At 70.1% G+C, this 21819-nt stretch carries 21 protein-coding genes; 17 read left to right on the top strand and 4 right to left on the bottom strand.

Going from position 1 to position 21819, the window contains the following annotated elements:
- The first annotated feature begins 312 nt into the window (after positions 1 to 312).
- The 4 genes from dnaK to ACFU8W_RS04890 all read left to right on the top strand — a co-directional run bounded on the left by dnaK (position 313) and on the right by ACFU8W_RS04890 (position 4539).
- Complete coding sequence (gene dnaK / locus ACFU8W_RS04905; RefSeq protein WP_266984092.1) at positions 313 to 2166, top strand: molecular chaperone DnaK; 1854 nt, start codon at positions 313 to 315, stop codon at positions 2164 to 2166.
- The gene (gene grpE, locus ACFU8W_RS04900) at positions 2163 to 2813 is read left to right on the top strand and encodes a nucleotide exchange factor GrpE (protein ID WP_345517358.1); all 651 of its coding nucleotides are present in this window, start codon (positions 2163 to 2165) and stop codon (positions 2811 to 2813) included. Before dnaK ends, grpE begins: the two co-directional genes overlap by 4 nt.
- A 93-nt stretch (positions 2814 to 2906) precedes the next feature.
- Positions 2907 to 4091 carry a molecular chaperone DnaJ gene (dnaJ, locus tag ACFU8W_RS04895; RefSeq protein ID WP_384032326.1) on the top strand — a complete coding sequence of 395 codons (1185 nt, stop codon included), beginning with the start codon at positions 2907 to 2909 and terminating at the stop codon, positions 4089 to 4091.
- A gap of 1 nt (position 4092) precedes the next feature.
- Complete coding sequence (locus ACFU8W_RS04890) at positions 4093 to 4539, top strand: heat shock protein transcriptional repressor HspR (RefSeq protein WP_384032324.1); 447 nt, start codon at positions 4093 to 4095, stop codon at positions 4537 to 4539.
- A gap of 219 nt (positions 4540 to 4758) precedes the next feature.
- Here the strand turns inward: ACFU8W_RS04890 and ACFU8W_RS04885 are convergent, their stop codons facing one another.
- Complete coding sequence (locus tag ACFU8W_RS04885) at positions 4759 to 5703, bottom strand: helix-turn-helix transcriptional regulator (RefSeq protein ID WP_345518396.1); 945 nt, start codon at positions 5701 to 5703, stop codon at positions 4759 to 4761.
- A 170-nt stretch (positions 5704 to 5873) separates the two neighbouring features.
- Here ACFU8W_RS04885 and ACFU8W_RS04880 point away from each other — a divergent pair, with 170 nt between their 5' ends.
- The gene (locus ACFU8W_RS04880) at positions 5874 to 6062 is read left to right on the top strand and encodes a hypothetical protein (protein WP_384032322.1); all 189 of its coding nucleotides are present in this window, start codon (positions 5874 to 5876) and stop codon (positions 6060 to 6062) included.
- On the top strand, positions 6059 to 6379 hold the full coding sequence (locus ACFU8W_RS04875; protein WP_266984108.1) for a (2Fe-2S)-binding protein: 321 nt from the start codon (positions 6059 to 6061) through the stop codon (positions 6377 to 6379). The genes ACFU8W_RS04880 and ACFU8W_RS04875 overlap by 4 nt, the downstream gene beginning before the upstream one ends.
- 133 nt (positions 6380 to 6512) lie before the next feature.
- Here ACFU8W_RS04875 and ACFU8W_RS04870 read toward each other — a convergent pair whose 3' ends face one another.
- Complete coding sequence (locus tag ACFU8W_RS04870; RefSeq protein WP_384032319.1) at positions 6513 to 6935, bottom strand: pyridoxamine 5'-phosphate oxidase family protein; 423 nt, start codon at positions 6933 to 6935, stop codon at positions 6513 to 6515.
- A 235-nt stretch (positions 6936 to 7170) separates the two neighbouring features.
- On the opposite strand from ACFU8W_RS04870, the gene clpB reads away from it, so the two are divergent.
- Positions 7171 to 9768, top strand: a complete 2598-nt coding sequence (clpB, locus tag ACFU8W_RS04865; protein WP_384032317.1) for an ATP-dependent chaperone ClpB — start codon at positions 7171 to 7173, stop codon at positions 9766 to 9768.
- Positions 9769 to 9783: 15 nt separating this feature from the next.
- On the opposite strand, the gene ACFU8W_RS04860 is transcribed toward clpB, so the two are convergent.
- Positions 9784 to 10245, bottom strand: a complete 462-nt coding sequence (locus ACFU8W_RS04860) for a hypothetical protein (protein WP_384032315.1) — start codon at positions 10243 to 10245, stop codon at positions 9784 to 9786.
- A 145-nt stretch (positions 10246 to 10390) separates the two neighbouring features.
- On the opposite strand from ACFU8W_RS04860, the gene ACFU8W_RS04855 reads away from it, so the two are divergent.
- On the top strand, positions 10391 to 10948 hold the full coding sequence (locus tag ACFU8W_RS04855; protein WP_345517364.1) for a YbjN domain-containing protein: 558 nt from the start codon (positions 10391 to 10393) through the stop codon (positions 10946 to 10948).
- Positions 10949 to 11168: 220 nt separating this feature from the next.
- Here ACFU8W_RS04855 and ACFU8W_RS04850 read toward each other — a convergent pair whose 3' ends face one another.
- Complete coding sequence (locus tag ACFU8W_RS04850) at positions 11169 to 12347, bottom strand: pyridoxal phosphate-dependent aminotransferase (RefSeq protein WP_384032313.1); 1179 nt, start codon at positions 12345 to 12347, stop codon at positions 11169 to 11171.
- Positions 12348 to 12484: 137 nt separating this feature from the next.
- Here ACFU8W_RS04850 and ACFU8W_RS04845 point away from each other — a divergent pair, with 137 nt between their 5' ends.
- From ACFU8W_RS04845 to ACFU8W_RS04805, 9 genes are all read left to right on the top strand, one after another.
- Complete coding sequence (locus ACFU8W_RS04845) at positions 12485 to 12781, top strand: hypothetical protein (protein ID WP_384032311.1); 297 nt, start codon at positions 12485 to 12487, stop codon at positions 12779 to 12781.
- A gap of 306 nt (positions 12782 to 13087) precedes the next feature.
- Complete coding sequence (locus tag ACFU8W_RS04840) at positions 13088 to 13609, top strand: DUF2617 family protein (protein WP_345517367.1); 522 nt, start codon at positions 13088 to 13090, stop codon at positions 13607 to 13609.
- Positions 13610 to 13693: 84 nt separating this feature from the next.
- Positions 13694 to 15304, top strand: coding sequence for a polyamine aminopropyltransferase (locus tag ACFU8W_RS04835; RefSeq protein ID WP_384032309.1), 1611 nt, complete (start codon positions 13694 to 13696; stop codon positions 15302 to 15304).
- A gap of 120 nt (positions 15305 to 15424) precedes the next feature.
- Positions 15425 to 16294 carry an SRPBCC domain-containing protein gene (locus ACFU8W_RS04830; protein ID WP_384032307.1) on the top strand — a complete coding sequence of 290 codons (870 nt, stop codon included), beginning with the start codon at positions 15425 to 15427 and terminating at the stop codon, positions 16292 to 16294.
- A gap of 21 nt (positions 16295 to 16315) precedes the next feature.
- On the top strand, positions 16316 to 17119 hold the full coding sequence (locus ACFU8W_RS04825) for an aldose 1-epimerase (RefSeq protein WP_384032304.1): 804 nt from the start codon (positions 16316 to 16318) through the stop codon (positions 17117 to 17119).
- A 25-nt stretch (positions 17120 to 17144) separates the two neighbouring features.
- The gene (pyrE, locus tag ACFU8W_RS04820) at positions 17145 to 17684 is read left to right on the top strand and encodes an orotate phosphoribosyltransferase (RefSeq protein WP_345517371.1); all 540 of its coding nucleotides are present in this window, start codon (positions 17145 to 17147) and stop codon (positions 17682 to 17684) included.
- Between the two features lie 200 nt (positions 17685 to 17884).
- Positions 17885 to 18916 carry a class II fructose-bisphosphate aldolase gene (gene fbaA, locus ACFU8W_RS04815; RefSeq protein WP_345517372.1) on the top strand — a complete coding sequence of 344 codons (1032 nt, stop codon included), beginning with the start codon at positions 17885 to 17887 and terminating at the stop codon, positions 18914 to 18916.
- An 88-nt stretch (positions 18917 to 19004) separates the two neighbouring features.
- Positions 19005 to 20183 (top strand): MalY/PatB family protein, encoded by a 1179-nt coding sequence (locus ACFU8W_RS04810; RefSeq protein WP_384032301.1) that lies wholly within the window; start codon positions 19005 to 19007, stop codon positions 20181 to 20183.
- 102 nt (positions 20184 to 20285) lie between these two features.
- Positions 20286 to 21803, top strand: a complete 1518-nt coding sequence (locus tag ACFU8W_RS04805; protein ID WP_384032299.1) for an MFS transporter — start codon at positions 20286 to 20288, stop codon at positions 21801 to 21803.
- Positions 21804 to 21819: the final 16 nt, after the last annotated feature.

Raw genomic sequence — 21819 nt, 5'->3', positions numbered from 1 at the left:
CGGTCTGGTCCACGCGTGTGTCTGCATCCGCATCCGAATGCGCATCCGCATCGTTCACACCTGCCTGGTTCGGACGGGTCGAGTGCCAGTTTTATGCGGCTCTCGCCATTTTTGTGACAGAACGATCCCACGCGACGATGATGGACCGGGTGTGTGGCCCGCCGGGCGGTCGGGTGTCGTCCGTTGGTGCGCAGGTGGCGCGGGGTGCGTGCACGATAGTTGAGTCGACTCGACTCAGCTCTGTTGACTCTGGGGCGGCTGTCATGCATCCTTGAGTCAGATCCACTCAAGTAGTCAGTTGGAGGAATTGAAATGGCACGTGCGGTCGGCATCGACCTGGGCACGACTAACTCCGTCGTCAGCGTTCTCGAAGGCGGCGAGCCCACCGTCATCACCAACGCCGAAGGCGCCAGGACCACGCCGTCCGTCGTCGCCTTTGCGAAGAACGGCGAGGTTCTGGTGGGCGAGGTCGCCAAGCGCCAGGCGGTGACCAACGTCGACAGGACCATCCGGTCGGTCAAGCGCCACATGGGCACCGACTGGAAGATCGACCTCGACGGCAAGAGCTTCAACCCGCAGCAGATGAGCGCCTTCATCCTGCAGAAGCTGAAGCGCGACGCCGAGGCGTACCTGGGCGAGAAGGTCACCGACGCGGTGATCACCGTTCCCGCGTACTTCAACGACTCCGAGCGTCAGGCGACGAAGGAGGCCGGCGAGATCGCGGGCCTGAACGTCCTGCGTATCGTCAACGAGCCGACCGCCGCCGCGCTGGCGTACGGGCTCGACAAGGACGACCAGACGATCCTCGTCTTCGACCTCGGTGGCGGCACCTTCGACGTGTCCCTCCTGGAGATCGGCGACGGCGTCGTCGAGGTGAAGGCCACCAACGGTGACAACCACCTCGGTGGTGACGACTGGGACCAGCGCGTCGTCGACTACCTGGTGAAGCAGTTCGCCAACGGTCACGGTGTGGACCTGTCCAAGGACAAGATGGCTCTCCAGCGTCTCCGCGAAGCCGCGGAGAAGGCGAAGATCGAGCTGTCCTCCTCGACGGAGACCACGATCAACCTGCCGTACATCACGGCGTCCGCCGAGGGCCCGCTGCACCTGGACGAGAAGCTCACGCGCGCCCAGTTCCAGCAGCTCACCGCGGACCTCCTGGACCGCTGCAAGAACCCGTTCCACAACGTCATCAAGGACGCGGGCATCCAGCTCTCCGAGATCGACCACGTCGTTCTCGTCGGTGGCTCGACCCGTATGCCGGCCGTCGCCGAGCTCGTCAAGGAGCTCACCGGTGGCCAGGAGGCCAACAAGGGCGTGAACCCGGACGAGGTCGTCGCCATCGGCGCCTCGCTCCAGGCCGGTGTCCTCAAGGGCGAGGTCAAGGACGTCCTGCTGCTCGATGTCACCCCCCTGTCTCTCGGTATCGAGACCAAGGGCGGCATCATGACGAAGCTCATCGAGCGCAACACGACGATCCCGACCAAGCGGTCCGAGATCTTCACGACGGCCGAGGACAACCAGCCGTCCGTCCAGATCCAGGTCTACCAGGGCGAGCGCGAGATCGCGGCGTACAACAAGAAGCTCGGCATGTTCGAGCTGACCGGTCTGCCGCCGGCCCCGCGTGGTGTCCCGCAGATCGAGGTCGCGTTCGACATCGACGCCAACGGCATCATGCACGTCGCCGCCAAGGACCTCGGCACCGGCAAGGAGCAGAAGATGACCGTCACCGGCGGCTCCTCGCTGCCGAAGGACGAGGTCAACCGGATGCGCGAGGAGGCCGAGCAGTACGCGGAGGAGGACCACCGCCGCCGCGAGGCCGCCGAGTCCCGCAACCAGGGCGAGCAGCTCGTCTACCAGACGGAGAAGTTCCTCAAGGACAACGAGGACAAGGTTCCCGGCGACGTGAAGACGGAGGTGGAGACCGCGCTCACCGAGCTGAAGGAGAAGCTCAAGGGCGAGGACACCGCCGAGATCCGCACTGCCACCGAGAAGGTCGCGGCCGTCTCCCAGAAGCTGGGCCAGGCGATGTACGCCAACGCCCAGGCCGAGGGTGGCCCGCAGGCAGACGGCCAGCCGGGCGCCGAGCAGGCCAGGGCCGATGACGACGTCGTCGACGCCGAGATCGTGGACGACGAGAAGGACGCCAAGGGCGGTGCGGCGTGACCGAGGAGACTCCGGGCTTCGAGGAGAAGCCCGACGTTCCCTCCGGCGCCACCCCTGACGACGCCGACCCGAAGGCTGCCTCCCCCTCCACGGAGGAGGGGGCGGCCCCGGCCGGGGACGTGAACCAGACCGCCGGTCTGACGGCACAGCTGGACCAGGCACGCAGCGCGCTCACCGAGCGCACCGGCGACCTCCAGCGGCTCCAGGCCGAGTACCAGAACTACCGCCGCCGTGTGGAGCGGGACCGGGTCACGGTCAAGGAGATCGCCGTTGCGGGTCTCCTGAGCGAGCTCCTGCCCGTGCTCGACGACGTCGGCCGCGCCAGGGAACACGGCGAGCTCGTGGGCGGGTTCAAGTCGGTGGCCGAATCGCTGGAGACGGTCGTCGCCAAGCTGGGCCTGCAGCAGTTCGGCAAGGAGGGCGAGCCCTTCGACCCGACGATCCACGAAGCCCTGATGCACTCGTACGCGCCGGACGTCACCGAGACGACCTGCGTGGCGATCCTGCAGCCGGGGTATCGCATCGGCGAGCGCACCATCCGCCCCGCGCGGGTGGCAGTGGCCGAGCCGCAGCCGGGCGCGAGCCCCGCGGCGGCCAAAGAGGAGAAAATAGACGACGAGGAGAGCGGTGGCACCGAGGAGGTCTGACATTTCGTCCGACCACCGCGGGGACCACCGCCCGGTCCGGCGACCGGCCTGCGGGCCGGTCGCCCGGCCGATCGTCCGGAAGGAGGGACGTCGATGAGCACGAAGGACTTCGTCGAGAAGGACTACTACAAGGTCCTCGGCGTCCCCAAGGACGCCACCGAAGCCGAGATCAAGAAGTCGTACCGGAAGCTCGCCCGCGAGTTCCACCCGGACGCGAACAAGGGCGACAACAAGGCGGAGGAGCGCTTCAAGGAGATCTCCGAGGCCAATGACATCCTCGGCGACGCCAAGAAGCGCAAGGAGTACGACGAGGCACGCGCCCTCTTCGGCAACGGCGGCTTCCGGGCCGGTCCCGGAGGCGCGGGAGGCAACTTCAATTTCGACCTGGGCGACCTCTTCGGAGGCACGCAGGGCGGAGGTCCCGGCGGCCCCGGCGGCTTCGGCGGCGGCGGTCTGGGCGATGTCTTCGGCGGGCTGTTCAACCGGGGCGGCGGTACGGGGACACGCGTGCAGCCGCGCCGCGGGCAGGACATCGAGTCCGAGGTGACGCTCAGCTTCACCGAGGCGGTCGACGGGGCCACGGTTCCGCTGCGGATGTCCAGCCAGGCGCCCTGCAAGGCGTGTTCGGGCACCGGCGACAAGAACGGCACCCCGAGGGTCTGCCCGACCTGTGTCGGCACCGGACAGGTGTCGCGCGGCAGCGGCGGCGGATTCTCGCTCACCGATCCCTGCGTGGACTGCAAGGGCCGGGGCCTCATCGCCCAGGACCCGTGCGATGTGTGCAAGGGCAGCGGGCGGGCACGTTCGTCGCGCACCATGCAGGTCAGGATCCCGGCGGGTGTCTCCGACAGCCAGCGGATCCGGCTGCGCGGCAAGGGCGCACCGGGCGAGCGCGGCGGACCGGCCGGCGACCTGTACGTCGTCGTGCATGTCGACGCCCACCCGGTCTTCGGCCGCAAGGGCGACAACCTCACGGTCACCGTGCCCGTCACCTTCACGGAGGCGGCGCTCGGCGGCGAGGTGAAGGTCCCGACGCTCGGCGGACCGCCCGTCACCCTGAAACTTCCGGCCGGCACCCCCAACGGGCGCACGATGCGCGCCCGCGGCAAGGGTGCCGTACGCAAGGACGGCACCCGGGGCGACCTCCTGGTCACCGTCGAGGTGGCGGTCCCCACGGACCTCACCCCCGACGCCCAGGACGCGCTGGAGGCCTACCGGAAGGCGACCGCGGGGGAGGACCCGCGGGCGGAGCTGTTCCAGGCGGCGAAGGGAGCTTGAGGTGGACGGCCGACGACGTAATCCGTACGAACTGACCGATGACTCCCCGGTGTACGTGATCTCGATCGCGGCCCAGCTCTCGGGCCTGCATCCGCAGACACTGCGCCAGTACGACCGCCTCGGCCTGGTCTCCCCGGACCGCACGGCCGGCCGAGGCAGGCGTTACTCGGCCCGCGACATCGAGCTGCTGCGCACGGTGCAGCAACTGTCGCAGGACGAGGGCATCAACCTGGCGGGCATCAAGCGCATCATCGAACTGGAGAACCAGGTGGCCGCGCTCCAGCAGCGCGTCGCCGAACTCTCCGCGGCGGTGGATGCCGCTGCGGCGGCGATGCAGCAGCGCGAGGCGCAGGTACATGCGTCGTACCGGCGCGATCTGGTGCCGTACACGGATGTGCAGCAGACCAGCGCGTTGGTGGTCTGGCGGCCCAAGAAGCCCAAGGAATAGTCCGGTTACGGCGCGTGGACGACGGCAGAGGCCCGTCACCCGGGAATGGGTGGCGGGCCTCCGCCGTGCGCACGGGTCATTTCCCCGAGAACTGCCGGAGCGAGAGAGCCGGCGCCGCGCACGACGTCACCGCGGCCGGCGACGGGGTCGTGGCCGCTCACCCTCGTATCGCGGCCACGACCACCCCACTTCGGCCCGGATGAACGGAGCACGCCGTGGTCACTGGTCCTGGTCCAGAATTCCTGACTGCGCTATGAGATATCCGAGTTGGGCTCGACTGCCGCTGCCGAGTGCGGAACTGAGCTTGGCGATGTGCGCGCGGCAGGTGCGTACGTTCATGCCGAGGCGGCGTGCTATGGCCTCGTCGACATGTCCTTCGACCAGCAGCTTCGCGATCGAGTGCCGTACGCCGGAGATGCCCTCGGGTGTCGGGTCGTACGGGACCTGTTCCTGCAGCGGGACCGCGCGTCGCCAGAACTGCTCGAAGACCTTGACGAGATACTCCACCAGCCCGGGGTGCCTCAGCTCCAGTGCCACCTGCCGGTCGTCCGTGGCCGGGATGAACGCGACGGTGTGGTCGAAGATCATCAATCGTTCGATGAGTTCTTCGAGCGTACGGATCTCCACCTTGTCCGACGCCATGCGTGCCGCGTAGGTGAGCGTTCCATGGCTGTGCCGGACGGTGTGCTGATAGAGGGAACGCATGCCGACGCCGCGCTCGGTGAGCATGTTGCCGCGCTCCACAGCGATGTTGAGGGCGTCCTCGCTGCGTCCGCCGCCCGGCTGGATGGTGAGCACCTCCGACCGGCACTCGGCCAGGGCGAGTTCGATGGAAGCGTTGATGCGCTCGATACCTTCGAGGACGGTGATCGCGTGCGTCGTCGGCGGGATCTGAGCGCTGATGGCCATGAATGGCTCGAAGGTCTCGGTCAGTTCGACCGACAGCCGTCTTCGGTCCTGGATCTCACGCTCGAGCGGGTGGAGCCGCTGGGTGAGCGCGGCGGCCGGCGGCACCGGCCGGAGCCACGTGGCGTCATCGGGGTCGGGGTGAAGCAGGGCGAATTCCAGCAAGCAGGGAGCCGGCTCCACTTCGGTGCGGGCTATCTTGCCCACGCTCAGTGCGCTCGCGTACAGCCGCGCTCCCTCCTCGCACAGACTGCTGATGGAGTGGGGATGTGTCGCTTTTGTGTTTTTTGTGGTCAATTCTCCACCCCCCAGGAATATGAATCAGCAGGAACATGATGCACCGCTTCTGTGGCATTGACGTGCCTGGATGAGCAATCGTCTTGTTCTGCGGGGGAGAGGAAACCTTGGAAGTGAGGACGAAGCCGAATATGGGTAAGAAGATGCTTCGCTCGGTGCTTGCTGCGGCCGTCTCCGCCGCGCTGGCGGCGGGGGTGCTCGGTACCCTCGACCTGGCTTGGGACAGTGCGCCCAACAAGACGGCTGGCGTGCAGGCTCAGGCCGTAGCGCCGCCCGACCTGGCTTGGGACAGCATTCCTGCGGATCTGGCGGAGGCGTGACCATCCCGCCGGACGACCGGGTCTTCCGGCGGGAGATGGCCTCGGCCTACCGCTCAGGGTGGCACTTCATCGATCTGCTCACGGCACTCCCCCGCCATGGCGATTCGTTGATGGTCACCCTGCTCGGAGAGCCTGTCGTCGTCGTCCTCGAGGACGACGACGAGGTCCGCGCCTACCGGTGCCTCCGTCGCCCCCGCGGGGCGCCGCAGCCTGTCCGGTGTGCGATCCGGTACGGAATGATCTTCGTCAATCTTGATCAGCGTGACCACCAGCTGATCGAACCAGAAACCATCTCCGCCACCCCCCGCAGTGCCTGAGCGATCCCCCGTCGTTCCATGTCGCTCGGACACTCCCCCACACAGCGGCGCCATCGTGACCTGAACACGATGGCGCTGCTGTGCTGTCCCGGGGCGGACGGTGGAGAGCTGCCGGGGCTCACGGCCCAGGCCGTCAGGCCGTGCGGACCGGTGCGCCGCGGCCCAGCGCTCGTTCGAGGACGATCTCGATGACGACCCGGTTCGGGTTGGGTGCCGGCGTGCGCCCGTAGCGTTCCGCGTAGCGGAGTACCGCGTCGTCGACCACGTCCTGCTCCGTACGGACCGTCGCGCGGCCCTCCAGCGTCGCCCAGCGCCCCCGGTCCACCTGGCAGACCGCCACCCGTGCCCCGTCCGGACCGGCGGCCAGGACGTTGGCGACCTTTCTGCTGCTCTTGTTGGTGATGATGCGGGCGAGCCCGGCCTCGGGGTCGTACGTCACGCCGACCGGCACCACGTGCGGGCTCCCGTCGGGGCGGTGGGTGGTCAGGGTGCACACGTGGTACTCGCGCCAGAAGGCGAGGTACTCGGGGCTGGGGTTGCGTACGTCTACGGCCATGGGGAAAGGGTAGGCATCCGCAGGCCCGTGCCCCGATGCGGTGCGGTGGCGGAGGAGCCGTCCGGCCGGTTCACTCGACCGGGAGCGCTGTTCCCTCTCCGGGTTCCGGCCCTGGGTGAACTGGCGTGGGACCGACCCGACAGATGCACCTTGAGTGGAATAGACTCAACTTTGTGGACGTTGATCTGGTCAGAGTTATGGACAGGCCAGTCACCGCAAGGAGGAGAGAGCGCACGTGGACGCCGAGCTGACCAACAAGAGCCGGGATGCCATCAACGCGGCCACCAGCAGGGCCGTGAAGGACGGACACCCCGATCTGACCCCCGGGCATCTGCTGCTCGCCCTGCTCCAGGGCGAGGACAACGAGAACATCATCGACCTGCTGGCCGCCGTCGAGGCCGACCAGGCCGCCGTGCGCAGCGAGACCGAGCGACTGCTCGCGTCGCTGCCCAGCGTCACCGGGTCGACCGTCGCTCCGCCGCAGCCCAACCGTGAGCTGCTCGCCGTCATCTCCGACGCCGCCCAGCGCGCGAAGGAGCTCGGCGACGACTACCTCTCCACCGAGCATCTGCTGATCGGTGTCGCGGCCGAGGGCGGCCGCGCCGGTGAGATCCTCACCGGGCAGGGCGCCGGCGCGAAGAAGCTGCTGGACGCATTCGAGAAGAGCAGGGGAGGGCGCCGGGTGACCACACCCGACCCGGAGGGCCAGTACAAGGCCCTGGAGAAGTTCGGCACCGACTTCACGGCCGCCGCGCGCGAGGGCAAGCTCGACCCCGTCATCGGACGTGACCAGGAGATCCGGCGCGTCGTGCAGGTCCTGTCGCGGCGTACGAAGAACAACCCCGTGCTCATCGGCGAGCCCGGCGTCGGCAAGACCGCCGTCGTCGAGGGGCTCGCCCAGCGCATCGTCAAGGGCGATGTGCCGGAGAGCCTGCGGAACAAGCGGCTCGTCTCGCTGGACCTGGGAGCCATGGTCGCGGGCGCCAAGTACCGCGGGGAGTTCGAGGAGCGCCTGAAGACCGTCCTCTCCGAGATCAAGGAGAGCGACGGCCAGATCATCACGTTCATCGACGAGCTCCACACCGTCGTGGGCGCGGGCGCCGGCGGGGACTCCGCCATGGACGCGGGCAACATGCTCAAGCCGATGCTGGCCCGCGGCGAGCTGCGGATGGTGGGTGCGACGACGCTCGACGAGTACCGCGAGCGGATCGAGAAGGACCCCGCCCTGGAGCGCCGCTTCCAGCAGGTCCTGGTCGCCGAGCCGACCGTGGAGGACACCATCGCGATCCTCCGCGGCCTCAAGGGCCGTTACGAGGCGCACCACAAGGTGCAGATCGCGGACTCGGCGCTGGTCGCCGCCGCGAGCCTGTCCGACCGCTACATCACCTCCCGCTTCCTTCCCGACAAGGCCATCGACCTGGTCGACGAGGCGGCGTCCCGGCTGCGTATGGAGATCGACTCCTCGCCCGTCGAGATCGACGAACTGCAGCGCGCCGTCGACCGCCTGCGGATGGAGGAGCTGGCGCTGAAGAACGAGACCGATGCCGCTTCCGTCCAGCGTCTGGAGAAGCTCCGCCGCGACCTCGCCGACAAGGAGGAGGAACTGCGCGGCCTCACCGCCCGCTGGGAGAAGGAGAAGCAGAGCCTCAACCGCGTCGGTGAGCTGAAGGAGCGCCTCGACGACCTGCGCGGACAGGCCGAGCGTGCCCAGCGCGACGGCGACTTCGACACCGCCTCCAAGCTGCTGTACGGGGAGATCCCGGGCCTGGAGCGGGAGCTCGCGGAGGCCGACGAGGCGGAGCAGGAGGCCGCCAAGGACACGATGGTCAAGGACGAGGTGGGCCCGGACGACATCGCCGATGTCGTCGGCGCCTGGACCGGTATCCCGGCCGGACGCCTGTTGGAGGGCGAGACCCAGAAGCTCCTGCGCATGGAGGAGGAGCTGGGCAGGCGGCTGATCGGCCAGACCGAGGCCGTGCAGGCGGTGTCGGACGCGGTACGCCGGACCAGGGCCGGTATCGCCGACCCGGACCGGCCCACCGGATCGTTCCTCTTCCTCGGCCCGACGGGTGTCGGCAAGACCGAACTGGCGAAGGCCCTCGCGGACTTCCTGTTCGACGACGAGCGGGCCATGGTCCGCATCGACATGAGCGAGTACAGCGAGAAGCACAGCGTCGCCCGGCTCGTCGGCGCGCCGCCCGGCTATGTCGGTTACGAGGAGGGCGGCCAGCTCACGGAGGCGGTCCGCCGCCGCCCGTACAGCGTCGTCCTGCTGGACGAGGTGGAGAAGGCCCACCCCGAGGTCTTCGACATCCTGCTGCAGGTCCTCGACGACGGCCGGCTCACCGACGGCCAGGGGCGGACGGTGGACTTCCGCAACACCATCCTGATCCTGACGTCGAACCTGGGCAGCCAGTTCCTGGTCGACCCGCTGACCAAGCCGGAGGAGAAGAAGGAGCGGGTCCTGGAGGTCGTGCGCGCGTCCTTCAAGCCGGAGTTCCTCAACCGGCTCGACGACCTGGTGGTCTTCTCCGCCCTCTCCGGCGACGAGCTCGCGCACATCGCCGGGCTCCAGATCGACCGGCTCGCGAAGCGGCTGGCCGACCGGCGGCTCACCCTCGACGTCACCCCGGCCGCCCTGGCCTGGCTGGCGAAGGAGGGCAACGACCCGGCGTACGGGGCACGGCCGCTGCGTCGCCTCATCCAGACCGCGATCGGTGACCGGCTCGCGAAGGAGATCCTCGCAGGTGAGGTCAGGGACGGGGACACCGTGCGGGTGGACACGTTCGGGGACGGCGAGGGGAGCGGTCTGATCGTGGGGCCCGCGCGGTAACGGACCGGGTGGTTCTCAGACGTCGAAAGGCTCGAAGTGTACGAGGGCGGTGCCGCCGCCCTCGTACACGACCGACACATCGGCCGCGACCGCCTGGCTCGGCCTCCGGTCGCCGAACTCGATGTGCGCGCAGGTGTCGACCTTGTCGGCGCAGAACTCCGGGTCGAGCTCGGTGCCGGGGAACTCCGATTCCGGCCAGGCGTCCAACTCCTTACGGGTGATCCGGAAGCGGACGTCGTACTCCGTGTCCAGCCGGACGCGCGTCCCGCACCGCCGGTCTCGCGCTCCGGCCGGCAACGGGACCCCGGTGAATTCCACCGCCTCGTCGCAGGGGACCTTCGAGGCGCTGTCGAGGGAATTGTCGCTCGTCAGGAAGCCGATGGCGGACCACCCGATCCAGGCGACGGCGAGCGCGGGCAGTGCCAGGAGCGCCAAGGGGGAGCGGAAACGGGCGGCTCTGCCGCGTGTTCCGTCCATGACATCGCCTCCCGCGGACCCTCCCGGACCCCCTCCCCGAGAGGCGGGATCATGTCAGCCGGTAGCTGATCGGAGCAGTCGGGGGTTGCCATTCCCCGCCTGCGATGGGAGAGGATGGCGCCAACCGTACGAAGGGAAATTCACGGTGAGCATCGACCCGTCCTCGATTCCGAATTTCGGGGGCCAGCCCGAACCGCAGGCGGCAGGACCGGAGGGCCCCGTCGTCCCTGACCAGGACCTCGTCAAGCAGCTTCTCGACCAGATGGAGCTGAAGTACGTCGTCGACGACGAGGGTGACCTCGCGGCGCCGTGGGAGGACTTCCGCACGTACTTCATGTTCCGTGGCGAGGACGAGCAGCAGGTCTTCTCGGTCCGTACGTTCTACGACCGCCCGCACGCCGCCGACCAGCGCCCGGTCCTCCTCGACGCGATCGACGACTGGAACCGCCGCACCCTGTGGCCCAAGGTCTACACCCACACCCACGAGGCCGAGGAGGGCGCCGAGGACACCGAGACCTCGGTCCGTCTGATCGGTGAGGCGCAGATGCTCATCGGTACGGGCGTCAGCCTGGAGCACTTCGTCTCGTCGACGGTCAGCTGGGTGCGGGCCTCGATCGAGTTCGACAAGTGGCTGCGGGAGCGTCTGGGGCTGGAGCCGGCCGACAAGGAGCCGGGCGACGCCTCGGACGCGCCGAGCGCCTGAGCGCACAGCCGTTGACGGCGCCGGCGGGACGGCGTCAGCAGAAACGTCCCGTAGCACGACAGCCCGGCCGGGGCGGCGGTCACCACGACCGCCGTCCTCGGCCGGCTTTTTTGTCGGGGTGTGCGCCGACGGCAGTGGCAGCGGGAACGCGGGCAGCAGGGAGCGCGGCTCGGACCCGAAGAAGCCGGAGCCGGACGGACGGCGCAGGACGGGCCGTCGCTCAGAGTCCCTTGAGTCGCGCGACGGCCTCGCGCAGCACGTCCTCCCGCTTGCAGAAGGCGAACCGGACCTTGCTGCGGCCCGCCTCCTGATGGTCGTAGAAGACCGCGTTGGGGATGGCGACGACCCCGCACCGCTCGGGCAGCGCGCGGCAGAACGCGAATCCGTCGGTCTCGCCGCCGAGCGGACGGATGTCGGTGGTGACGAAGTACGTCCCGGCAGGCCGGTAGACCTCGAATCCGGCCTCGGTCAGCCCGGCGCTCAGCAGGTCCCGCTTGGCCCGCAGATCCGCGCGCAGCCCGTCGAAGTAGCTGTCGGGCAGGCGCAGCGCCTCGGCGACCGCGTACTGGAACGGGCCCGCGGAGACGTAGGTCAGGAACTGCTTCGCCGAGCGGACCGCCGCCACCAGCTCCGGGGCCGCGGTCACCCAGCCGACCTTCCACCCGGTGAAGGAGAAGGTCTTGCCCGCGGAGCCGATGGTCACGGTCCGCTCCCGCATGCCCGGGAAGCCCGCGACCGGCATGTGGGTGCCCTCGAAGACCAGATGCTCGTACACCTCGTCGGTGACGACGAGGAGGTCCCGCTCGCAGGCGAGTGCGGCGATCGCCGCCAGCTCCTCGCGGGTCAGGACGGTGCCGGTCGGATTGTGCGGGGTGTTGAGGAGGATCAGCCGGGTGCGGGAGGTGACGGCGGCGCGCAGCTCGTCGAGGTCGAGCCGGTACGTACCGCTGTCCGCGTCCGGGTGCAGGGTGACCGGGACGCGGGTGCCGCCGGCCATGGCGATGCACGCGGCGTAGGAGTCGTAGTACGGCTCCAGGGCGATGACCTCGTCGCCGGGTTCCACCAGGGCGAGCAGGGCGGCGGCGATGGCCTCGGTGGCGCCCGCCGTGACGAGGACCTCGGAGTCGGGGTCGTACGCGAGTCCGTACCTCCGCTGCTGGTGGTCGGCGATCGCGGTGCGCAGTTCCGGGACGCCGGGGCCCGGCGGGTACTGGTTGCCGTGCCCGGCGCGCAGCGCGCGGACCGCGGCCTCCCGGATCTCTTCGGGGCCGTCGGTGTCGGGGAAGCCCTGGCCGAGGTTGATGGAGCCGGTCCGTACGGCCAGCGCCGACATCTCCGCGAAGATCGTCGTGCCGAACTCGGCGAGGCGGCGGTTGAGCAGCGGTCGTCCCTGTGTCATGCCCGCCATCCTGGGCCGAAGCTCTGGAGTTGCTCAAGTCTGCTTTGGCTCCGGGGGGCCGAGGGCATCCCCCACTCACGCGAGAAGCGGTGTGAAGCGGGGGGCCTCGCTTCGGGGGACGGAAGGACGTGAGGTCGATGGAGAACTTTCCTGGTGTGCTGATCGGGGTCGTGGTCGTCGGGTTCGTCGTGGTGCTGCTGCTGGCGGCGGCCAACCGGAGGTCGGGGCGGGTGCGCAGCGGGCGGCGCCGCGCGGGCAGGGGCTCGGGCGGTGGCGCGGCCGCCGGTGGCGGCTGGTGGGCCGGCGGCGGCGACGGCGGCGGCTCGTCCTGCGGAAGCGGCGGCCACTCCGGTGGTCACTCGTGCGGCGGGGGCTCCTCGTGCGGCGGCGGTTCTTCGTGCGGCGGCGGGGGCGGATGCGGCGGAGGCAGCTGACACGGGGCAGCTGGTCCGCGTGGTGAAGGTGCTCGGCGGGTGAACTCCCGCCGGGCACCTTTTTGTTGAGCCGTGCGGCGCGTTGGCGGTGAACAGTTGAACCGTCGGGCCCCCGAGGGGATGGAAACCACGTCAAGTTGGGCAAAAACGCTGTGGACGCGGCGTACTTCATGATTCCCTCGGTGGAGAGAACATTCAGCCCTCGGGCCCCAGTTGGACCTGATCGGGCGTTCCCCACCCCCCACGTGCGTCGTTACGGGGGCGTCCCCTGTCCATGTGTCCATGCGTGTTTTGCGGAGCCGACCCATGCTCACGACCCTCCAGACGTCCTATTCCGATACCCGTGCTGCCGACTTGGCCTGGGCGCTGGGGCGTGAACCGCTCCCGGCCCTGGCCGTGCTCGACCTCGAGCTCGGCGGGGCCCAATTGCAGCTGCGCCTGCTCGGCGCCTCCCACCAGGTGCTTCTCGAAGAGGACGGCGGTACCTGTTCCGAAACGGTCGCCTGCATCCCCGGCAGCTCCACGCCGCTGCCGCTCGGCGTCGCCAAGCGGCTCGGTGACTGGGAGTACGAATTCGCGGCGCGCGTCGAGACGCTCTCCGCGGGCTCCTTCGCCGGGCGTGCGCAGGAGCTCCTCGCGCTGGTGACCGACCATCCGCACGGCCTCGCGGGTACGTTCCCCGGCAGCCCGCACGCCTTCACCGCCATGCTCGCGCAGCGGTCGGAGGGCCAGGTCGGATGGCGCACCTGGCACGCGTACCCGCAGGAGGGGCAGTTGGTGGTGACCCGCACCAGGGTGGGAGTGCGGACGCCGGTGGTTGCGCTCTGAATCGCCTCAACGCGGTTGCGTGCACGGCACTTGCACCCTTGTGGGTGACAAGCAGCGACGCCCTCGTGACGTAGCGTTCGCATCATGATCGACCAGCAGGTGCAGGTGTCGTGGCGAGGGAGTGCGCCGCGTCTTCCCGTGCGACCGCGGACCGGTCGGTTCCTCGTGCTGGTCGCGGTCTTCGTCTGCGCCGCCTGCGGACTGGTCTACGAGCTCGAACTGGTCGCTCTCGCCTCCTACTTGACCGGCGACTCCGTCACCCAGGCGTCCGTCGTGCTCTCCGTGATGGTCTTCGCGATGGGGATCGGCTCGCTGCTCGCGAAACGTTTGCGCAGCCATGCCGCTGTGGGTTTCGGGCTGATCGAGGCGGCTCTCGCACTGATCGGCGGCTGCTCGGCACTCGTGCTCTACGCGTCGTTCGCGTGGATGGGGGAGTCACGCTTCGCGCTGGTCGGGTTCTCGCTCGCCATAGGCATCCTGATCGGCGCGGAGATCCCGCTGCTGATGACGCTGATCCAGCGCGTCGACCGGCAGGACGCGGGCGGGACGGTCGCGGATCTGTTCGCCGCCGACTACGTGGGTGCGCTGGTCGGCGGACTGGCCTTCCCCTTCCTCCTGCTGCCGGCCCTCGGCCAGCTCACCGGGGCGCTGCTCACCGGCATGGTCAACGCGGCGGCGGGCGGGGCGCTGGTGCTGTGGGTGTTCCGGCGGGACCTGACCCGGCGGTCCCGGTGGCTGCTGATCGTCGCCGACGTGACGGTGATCGCCCTGCTGGCCGCCGCCACGGTGCTGGTCGACGACTTCGAGCGGGTGGCACGGCGTGCGGTGTACGGGGACCAGGTGCGGGTCGCCGTACGGACCGACGTGCAGGAGGTCGTCCTCACCGGGGCCGGTCGCAGTTCACTGGACCTCTTCCTGGACGGGCGGCTGCGGGTCAGCGCCCGCGACGAGTACCGGTACCACGAGGCGCTGGTCCATCCGGCGATGAACGGGCGCCATGCCCGGGTGCTGATCCTGGGTGGGGGCGACGGCCTGGCCGCCCGCGAGGTGCTGCGCTACCCGGACGTGCGGAGCGTCACGGTCGTCGAGCTCGACCGCGGCGTCACCCGACTGGCCCGTACCGACCCCGCCCTCTCCGCGCTGAACGCGCACGCGTACCGCGATCCACGGCTGACCGCCGTCACCGCGGACGCGTTCAACTGGCTGCGGGAGGCGTCGCACGGCGGCTACGACGTGGTGATCTCCGACCTGCCGGACCCCGGGATCACGGCGAGCACGAAGCTGTACTCGGCGGAGTTCTACGGCCTGGTCACCGAAGCCCTCGCGCCGGGCGGGCGGCTGGTGGTGCACGCGGGCCCGCCCGTCGTCCGGCCCCGGACGTTCTGGACGGTCGAGGCGTCCATGAGAGCGGCGGGCCTGCGGACCCGCCCGTACCGCATCCTCGGCCGTCCGTCCGGCTTCGCGGCGGGCCCGGACCGCATGACGGACGCTGCGCAGGGCCGCCCCGACTGGGGCTTCGTCCTCGCCCGCCCGGGCGCGAGACCTCCGGCCCTTCACCTGCCTCCACGTCCGCCGAAACTTCGGTTCCTCTCGGAAAGGGAGCTGGCGCGGGCGGCCCGGTACGCGGAGAGCCGACGGATGCGGGGCCAGGTGCCGTCGACGCTCGTGCATCCGCGGTACTGGGAGGAGCCGTGAGGGCGCGAGAGGGCACGCCTGGTCCGGGGGATCGGAGGTGTGTCGCTCCGGGGGAGATCCCGTCTCTTCCGGGTGCGGAAGCGCTGACGGGGCGGCCGTGCCTGAGTAGGCTCGGTTTCCATGGAGCATGAGGTGTTCGTTCCGGTTCCGGTCCCGTCCCTGCTGCGGACGCTGGGCGACTCCGCCCGTGTCGCCCGCTGCGTGCCGGGCCTCCAGCAGGACGCCGACGTGTCCGCGGGCCCCCTGGCCGGCCGGCTCAAGGTCCGGATCGGCGGCCACACGATCACGTACCGCGGCACGCTGACACCGACCGCGCTGCCGGACGGGGCAGGGGTTTCCGTCACCGGTGAGGGTGTGGAGGCGCGGGGCACCGGCTCGGCGAAGCTCGGACTGACGATCCGCCTGACGGAGACGGACGGCGGTACGACGATCGCGTTCACGGGCACGGCGGGCGGCGAGGGCCGCATCGTGGAGCTGGAACCGGAGACGGCGCTGGCGGCGGCGTACCGACTGCTGGACCGCTTCACGCAGCAGCTGGTGACCGAGACATTGGCGACGCACGGCGGGGGCGACCAGCCCGAGGGGGCGGCGTCCGGCGGAGTGCCCGCCGCCTCCGCACCGTCCGACGAGGGGCCGTCCGGCGAATCGCAGTCCGAGGAGGCACCCTCCGCCGAGGCGCCGTCCGACGGCACGCCCCCTGCCGAGGCATCCTCCGACCGGACACCCCCGCCGCCCTCGCTCGACCCCCGTGCGGACGTGGGGTTCCCCGCCCCCGAGGGGCCGCCCGCCGAGGCCGCGCACGCGCGCCGGACCATGATCGGGCGCAGCGCGGAGGAGGTCGACCACGCGCCGCCGCGCGGCCGGTACGCCCCCGTGCCGTCGCCCGAGTCGACCACCGCCGGCGCCACCCTGCGCTGGGTGGCCCCGGCGGCCGCCCTCGCGCTCGCCTCCGCGGTCGTCATCGGCCGGGCGCTGCGGCGGCGGAGGTAGCGGCGCCAGTAGTGTCGTCGTGTGAGCAGTAGTGAGAAGAACGTCCGGCTGTCCGTCGGCGACGCCGAGTTGACCGTGGATCCCGCCAATGGCTGCCGCATCAGCAGCCTCCGGATCGGGGGCACCGAACTGCTGCGGCAGGGGGAGCGGTACGGCTGTTTCCCCATGGTGCCGTGGTGCGGGCGGACCGAGAACGGCCGGTTCCACAACGGCGATGTGCTCCATCAGCTGCCGCTGAACTCCCCGCCGCACGCCATCCACGGCACCGGCCGTGACGCCACGTGGCTCACGGCGAAGGAGGAGGGCGGGACCGACGCCGCGTTCTACTACGACCTGGCCGAGCCGTGGCCGTATCCGGGCCGCGTCACCCAGACCTTCGAACTGGCCGAGGACTCGCTCACGCTCGCGTTCGGCATCGAGACGTACGGGGACTCGTTCCCCGCACAGGCCGGCTGGCATCCCTGGTTCCTGCGCAACCTCGGAACCGGCGGTGACGATGTGCAGATCGGCTTCGACGCCGCCTGGCAGGAGGAGCGGGGCGAGAACCATCTGCCGACCGGCCGCCGGATCCCGCCGCTGCCCGGCCCGTGGGACGACTGCTTCGGGATGCCCGACGGGGTCGACGTGACGCTCACCTGGCCGCAGCAACTGGAACTGAAGGTGAAGAGCCGGACCGAGTGGGTCGTCGTCTACGACGAGCAGGACGAGGCGGTCTGTGTGGAGCCGCAATCGGGTCCGCCGAACGGACTGAACACCGCGCCGCACTATGTCACCCCGATCGACCCGCTGGAGATCGTGACGACCTGGAGCTGGCGCAGGCTGTGAGGCGGGCGGCCTTAAGCTCGTAGCCATGACTGACGTACGTGCTGAGCTGCTCCAGCAGATCAAGGACAAGGCCGTGGTACACGGCAAGGTGACCCTCTCCTCGGGTCTTGAGGCCGACTGGTACATCGACCTGCGCCGCATCACGCTGGACGGCGAGGCTGCTCCGATGGTCGGTCAGGTCATGCTGGACGTGACCGCCGAGCTCGACTACGACTGCGTGGGCGGTCTGACGCTGGGCGCCGACCCGGTCGCCACATCGATGCTGCACGCTGCCGCAGCGCGCGGGGGGCGGATGGACGCGTTCGTCGTCCGCAAGGCGCAGAAGGCGCACGGGATGCAGCGCCGGATCGAGGGCACGGACGTGAAGGGCCGCCGCTGCCTGGTGGTCGAGGACACCTCGACGACCGGCGGTTCGCCGCTGACGGCTGTGGAGGCGGTGCGCGAGGCCGGTGGCGAGGTCGTCGCTGTGGCCACGATCGTGGAGCGGGGTGCGGCTCCGGCCATTGCCGAGGCGGGTCTCCCGTACATCCACGCCTACACGGTGTCGGACCTCGACCTGGCCTGACCTGCGTTTTCTTCGAGGGCGGACGGTTTCACGTGAAACCGTCCGCCCTCGTCGTATGCCTCCAGCGGCCCGGCCCGAACGTTGAGGGAGTCCGCCGAGTGGAGCCGAAGCGAGAGTCTGGGAAGATGGGGGCGACGATGACGTCGCCCCCAGGTCAGGGAACCAGCAACGCACACCCGCACATCCCAAGGAGCGGACAGATGCCCATCGCAACCCCCGAGGTCTACGCCGAGATGCTCGACCGGGCGAAGGCAGGCAAGTTCGCCTACCCGGCCATCAATGTGACGTCGACCCAGACCCTGCACGCTGCACTGCGCGGCTTCGCGGAGGCGGAGAGCGACGGCATCGTCCAGATCTCCACCGGTGGGGCGGAGTTCCTGGGCGGCCAGCACAACAAGGACATGGTCACGGGCGCCGTTGCCCTCGCCGAGTTCGCGCACATCGTCGCCGCCAAGTACGACATCAACGTCGCGCTGCACACCGACCACTGCCCCAAGGACAAGCTGGACGGCTACGTACGTCCGCTGCTCGCCATCTCCGCCGAGCGCGTCGCCAAGGGCCTGAACCCGCTGTTCCAGTCCCACATGTGGGACGGCTCGGCCGAGACCCTCGCCGACAACCTGGCCATCGGCGAGGAGCTGCTGGCCAAGGCCGCCGCCGCCAAGATCATTCTTGAGGTCGAGATCACCCCGACCGGTGGCGAGGAGGACGGTGTCACGCACGAGATCAACGACGAGCTGTACACCACTGTCGACGACGCGCTGCGTACCGCCGAGGCGCTCGGTCTGGGCGAGAAGGGCCGGTACCTGCTGGCCGCGTCCTTCGGCAATGTGCACGGCGTCTACAAGCCGGGCAACGTCGTGCTCCGTCCCGAGCTGCTGAAGGACCTCCAGGAGGGCGTCAGCGCCAAGTACGGCAAGACAGCTGGTAGCCAGCCCTTCGATTTTGTCTTCCACGGTGGCTCCGGCTCCACCGAGCAGGAGATCGCCACCGCGCTGGAGAACGGCGTCGTGAAGATGAACCTCGACACCGACACCCAGTACGCCTTCACCCGCCCGATCGTGGACCACGTGTTCCGCAACTACGACGGTGTGCTGAAGGTCGACGGCGAGGTCGGCAACAAGAAGGTCTACGACCCGCGCAGCTGGGGCAAGTCCGCCGAGGCGGGCATGGCCAAGCGTGTCACGGAGGCCTGCGCCAACCTGCGGTCCACCGGCACGAAGCTGAAGTAGCAGTAGGTACGAACGGCGGCCGTGGGCCCGGTACTCCTTGGGGGTGCCGGGCCCACGGCACGTCCGCGAACGAGCAGAAGGAGCACTGGTGCAGGCGAGCGCACGCTATGACTTCGACACCGTCGTCGACCGCAGGGGCACCTGGTGTGTCCAGTGGGACGGAGTCGCCGACCGGTTCGGGGTCGACGGGCTCCTCCCGTTCACCATTTCCGACATGGACTTCGAGACCGCGCCGGAGGTGCTGACCGCGCTGCGGACCCGCCTCGACCACGGCGTCCTCGGCTACACCAGCTGGCAGCACGACGACTTCCGGTCGGCGATAGCGCACTGGTACGGGACCCGGTACGGCACCGAGCTGGACACCGGCCGGCTGGTCTACGCCCCGTCGGTGCTCAGCCAGCTTTCGCAGCTCCTCCAGATGTGGACGGCGCAGGGCGACGGCGTCGTCGTCCACACCCCCACGTACGACGGCTTCCGCAAGGCGATCACCGGTCTCGGCCGGGAGCTGCGAGGCGTGCCGGTGGGCGACACGGAGGCGCTGGAGCGGGAGCTGGCGCGCCCCGACGCGAAGGTGCTGGTGCTGTGCTCGCCGCACAACCCGACCGGCCGGGTGTGGACGGAGCCGGAGCTCGTCGAGACGGCGGCGCTGGCGGCGCGCCACGGGGTCGCGGTGATCAGCGACGAGATCCACGCGGACTTCGTGCACGAGGGCCATCGGCATGTGCCGTGGGCGCGCGTGGCAGGTGCGGGCGGGGGCCGGTGGGCGGTGATCTCGTCCGCCTCGAAGTCCTTCAACTTCCCGGCGCTGACCGGCTCGTACGGCATCATCGGTGACCCGGCGGACCGGACGGAGTTCCTGCGGCGCATGGAGACGGCCGAGGGGCTCGCCTCCCCGGCGGTCCTGTCGCTGACCGCCCACATAGCCGCGTACCGGGAGGGCGGGGAGTGGCTGGACGCGGTCCGGGCGTACGTCTCCGACAACCTGGCGCTGGTCGCGGAACGCCTGAACACGGCCTTTCCCGAGCTGTCCTGGGAACCGCCGCAGGCCGGCTACCTGGCGTGGATCGACCTGCGCCCGCTGGGTGTGGACGACGAGGCGCTGCAGCGGGTGCTGATCGAACGCGAGAAGGTCGCGATCATGCCGGGGGCGGTGTACGGCGCGGAGGGCTTCCTGCGTCTGAACGTCGGGTGCCCGCGCAGCAAGGTGGAGGCGGGCGTCGAGGCGCTGATCCGGGCGCTGGGGTCGGTGCGGGCGTCGAGGGGCTGATCCGGGCGGTGGGGTCGGTGCGGGCGTCGAGGGGCTGATCCGGGACCGGCAGGTGCCCGTGCCGGACTGGCCGCCTCCCGCCGGACCGGGGATGCTGCTCGCATGGTCGAGACACCCGTCGGTCAGATCCGTGCCGCCTCCGCACCCGGGCGCTGGGTCGTTCTGACCACCGTCCTCGGGTCCGCCATGGCCATGCTCGACTCCACCGTGGTCAACGTCGCCCTGCCCCGTATCGGCAAGGACCTCGGCACCGATCTGGCCGCTCTCCAGTGGACCGTCAACGCCTACATGCTGACCCTTGCCGGGCTGATCCTGCTCGGTGGGGCACTCGGGGACCGGTACGGGCGGCGGCGGGTGTTCGTCGTGGGGGTGGTGTGGTTCGCTGCCGCCTCGCTGCTGTGCGGCGTCGCGCCGAATGCCGGCGTGCTGATTGGGGCCCGGGCCCTGCAGGGGGTGGGCGGGGCGCTCCTCACGCCCGGGTCGCTGGCGTTGATCCAGGCCAGTTTTCACCCGGACGACCGGGCGCGCGCGGTCGGGCTGTGGTCCGGCTTCGGTGGGGTGGGGGCCGCGATCGGGCCGTTCGTCGGGGGGTGGCTCGTCGACGGGCCGGGGTGGCGGTGGGTGTTTCTGATCAATGTGCCGGTCGCCGTGATCTGTGTGCCGGTCGCGCTGCGCCACGTACCGGAGTCGCGGGACCCGCACGCGCACGGGCGCTTCGATGTTCTGGGGGCCGTGCTCGGCGCGCTGGCTCTGGCTCTCGTGACGTACGCGTTGATCGAGGCTCCCCGGCAGGGGGCGTCCGCTGCGGTGATCGGGGCCGCCGTGGGCGGAGTGCTGCTCGGGGTGGCGTTCGTGCAGGTGGAGCGGCGGCGGGCGAACCCCATGCTGCCGCCGTCGGTGTTCGAGTCCCGCCTGTTCACCGCCGTCAATGTCGTCACACTCTGCGTGTACGCGGCGCTCGGCGGTTATTTCTTCCTCTCCGCCATTCAGCTCCAGGTCGTGGCCGGGTACTCCGCGCTCGGGGCCGGGACCGCCCTCCTCCCGAGCACGGTGCTGATGCTGCTCTTCTCCGCCTCGTCGGGCGAGCTGGCGCAGCGCATCGGCCCCCGTATCCCGCTCACCGTCGGGCCGCTGCTGGCCGCCGCCGGGATGCTGCTCATGCTGCGGGTGGGGCCCGGCGACGCCTCCGTCTCCGCGTACGTCCAGCACGTGCTGCCCGCCGTCGCCGTGCTCGGCCTCGGCCTGGTCACCCTGGTGGCGCCACTCACCGCGACCGTCCTGGCCTCCGTCGACACCGCGCGCGCCGGGCTGGCCAGCGGGATCAACAACGCCGCCGCCCGCGCCGCCGGCCTGATCGCCGTGGCCGCGCTGCCGCTGCTCGCCGGGATGGGGCCCGAGGCGTACCGCGACGCCGGTGAGTTCGCCGCGACCTTCCGGCGGGCCATGCCGATGTGTGCCGGGCTGATGGTGCTGGGCGCGGCGATCGCCTGGGCGACCGTACGGACACCGCCTGCGGCCCGGAAGGGCAGGGCGCGTCCGGAATGCACCGTGCACTGCGGTGTGGTGGCACCTCCCCTGGAGCCCGCGCGGGACGAGAACGGGGAGCCGGGCCGGACCTGACCGCTCGGGGCGCCCG

This window comes from Streptomyces sp. NPDC057565, assembly GCF_042801455.1.
Lineage (GTDB): Bacteria > Actinomycetota > Actinomycetes > Streptomycetales > Streptomycetaceae > Streptomyces > Streptomyces yanii.
The sequence above is the reverse complement of the archived record's forward strand: the minus strand, read 5'-3'. Positions and strand labels throughout refer to the sequence as shown.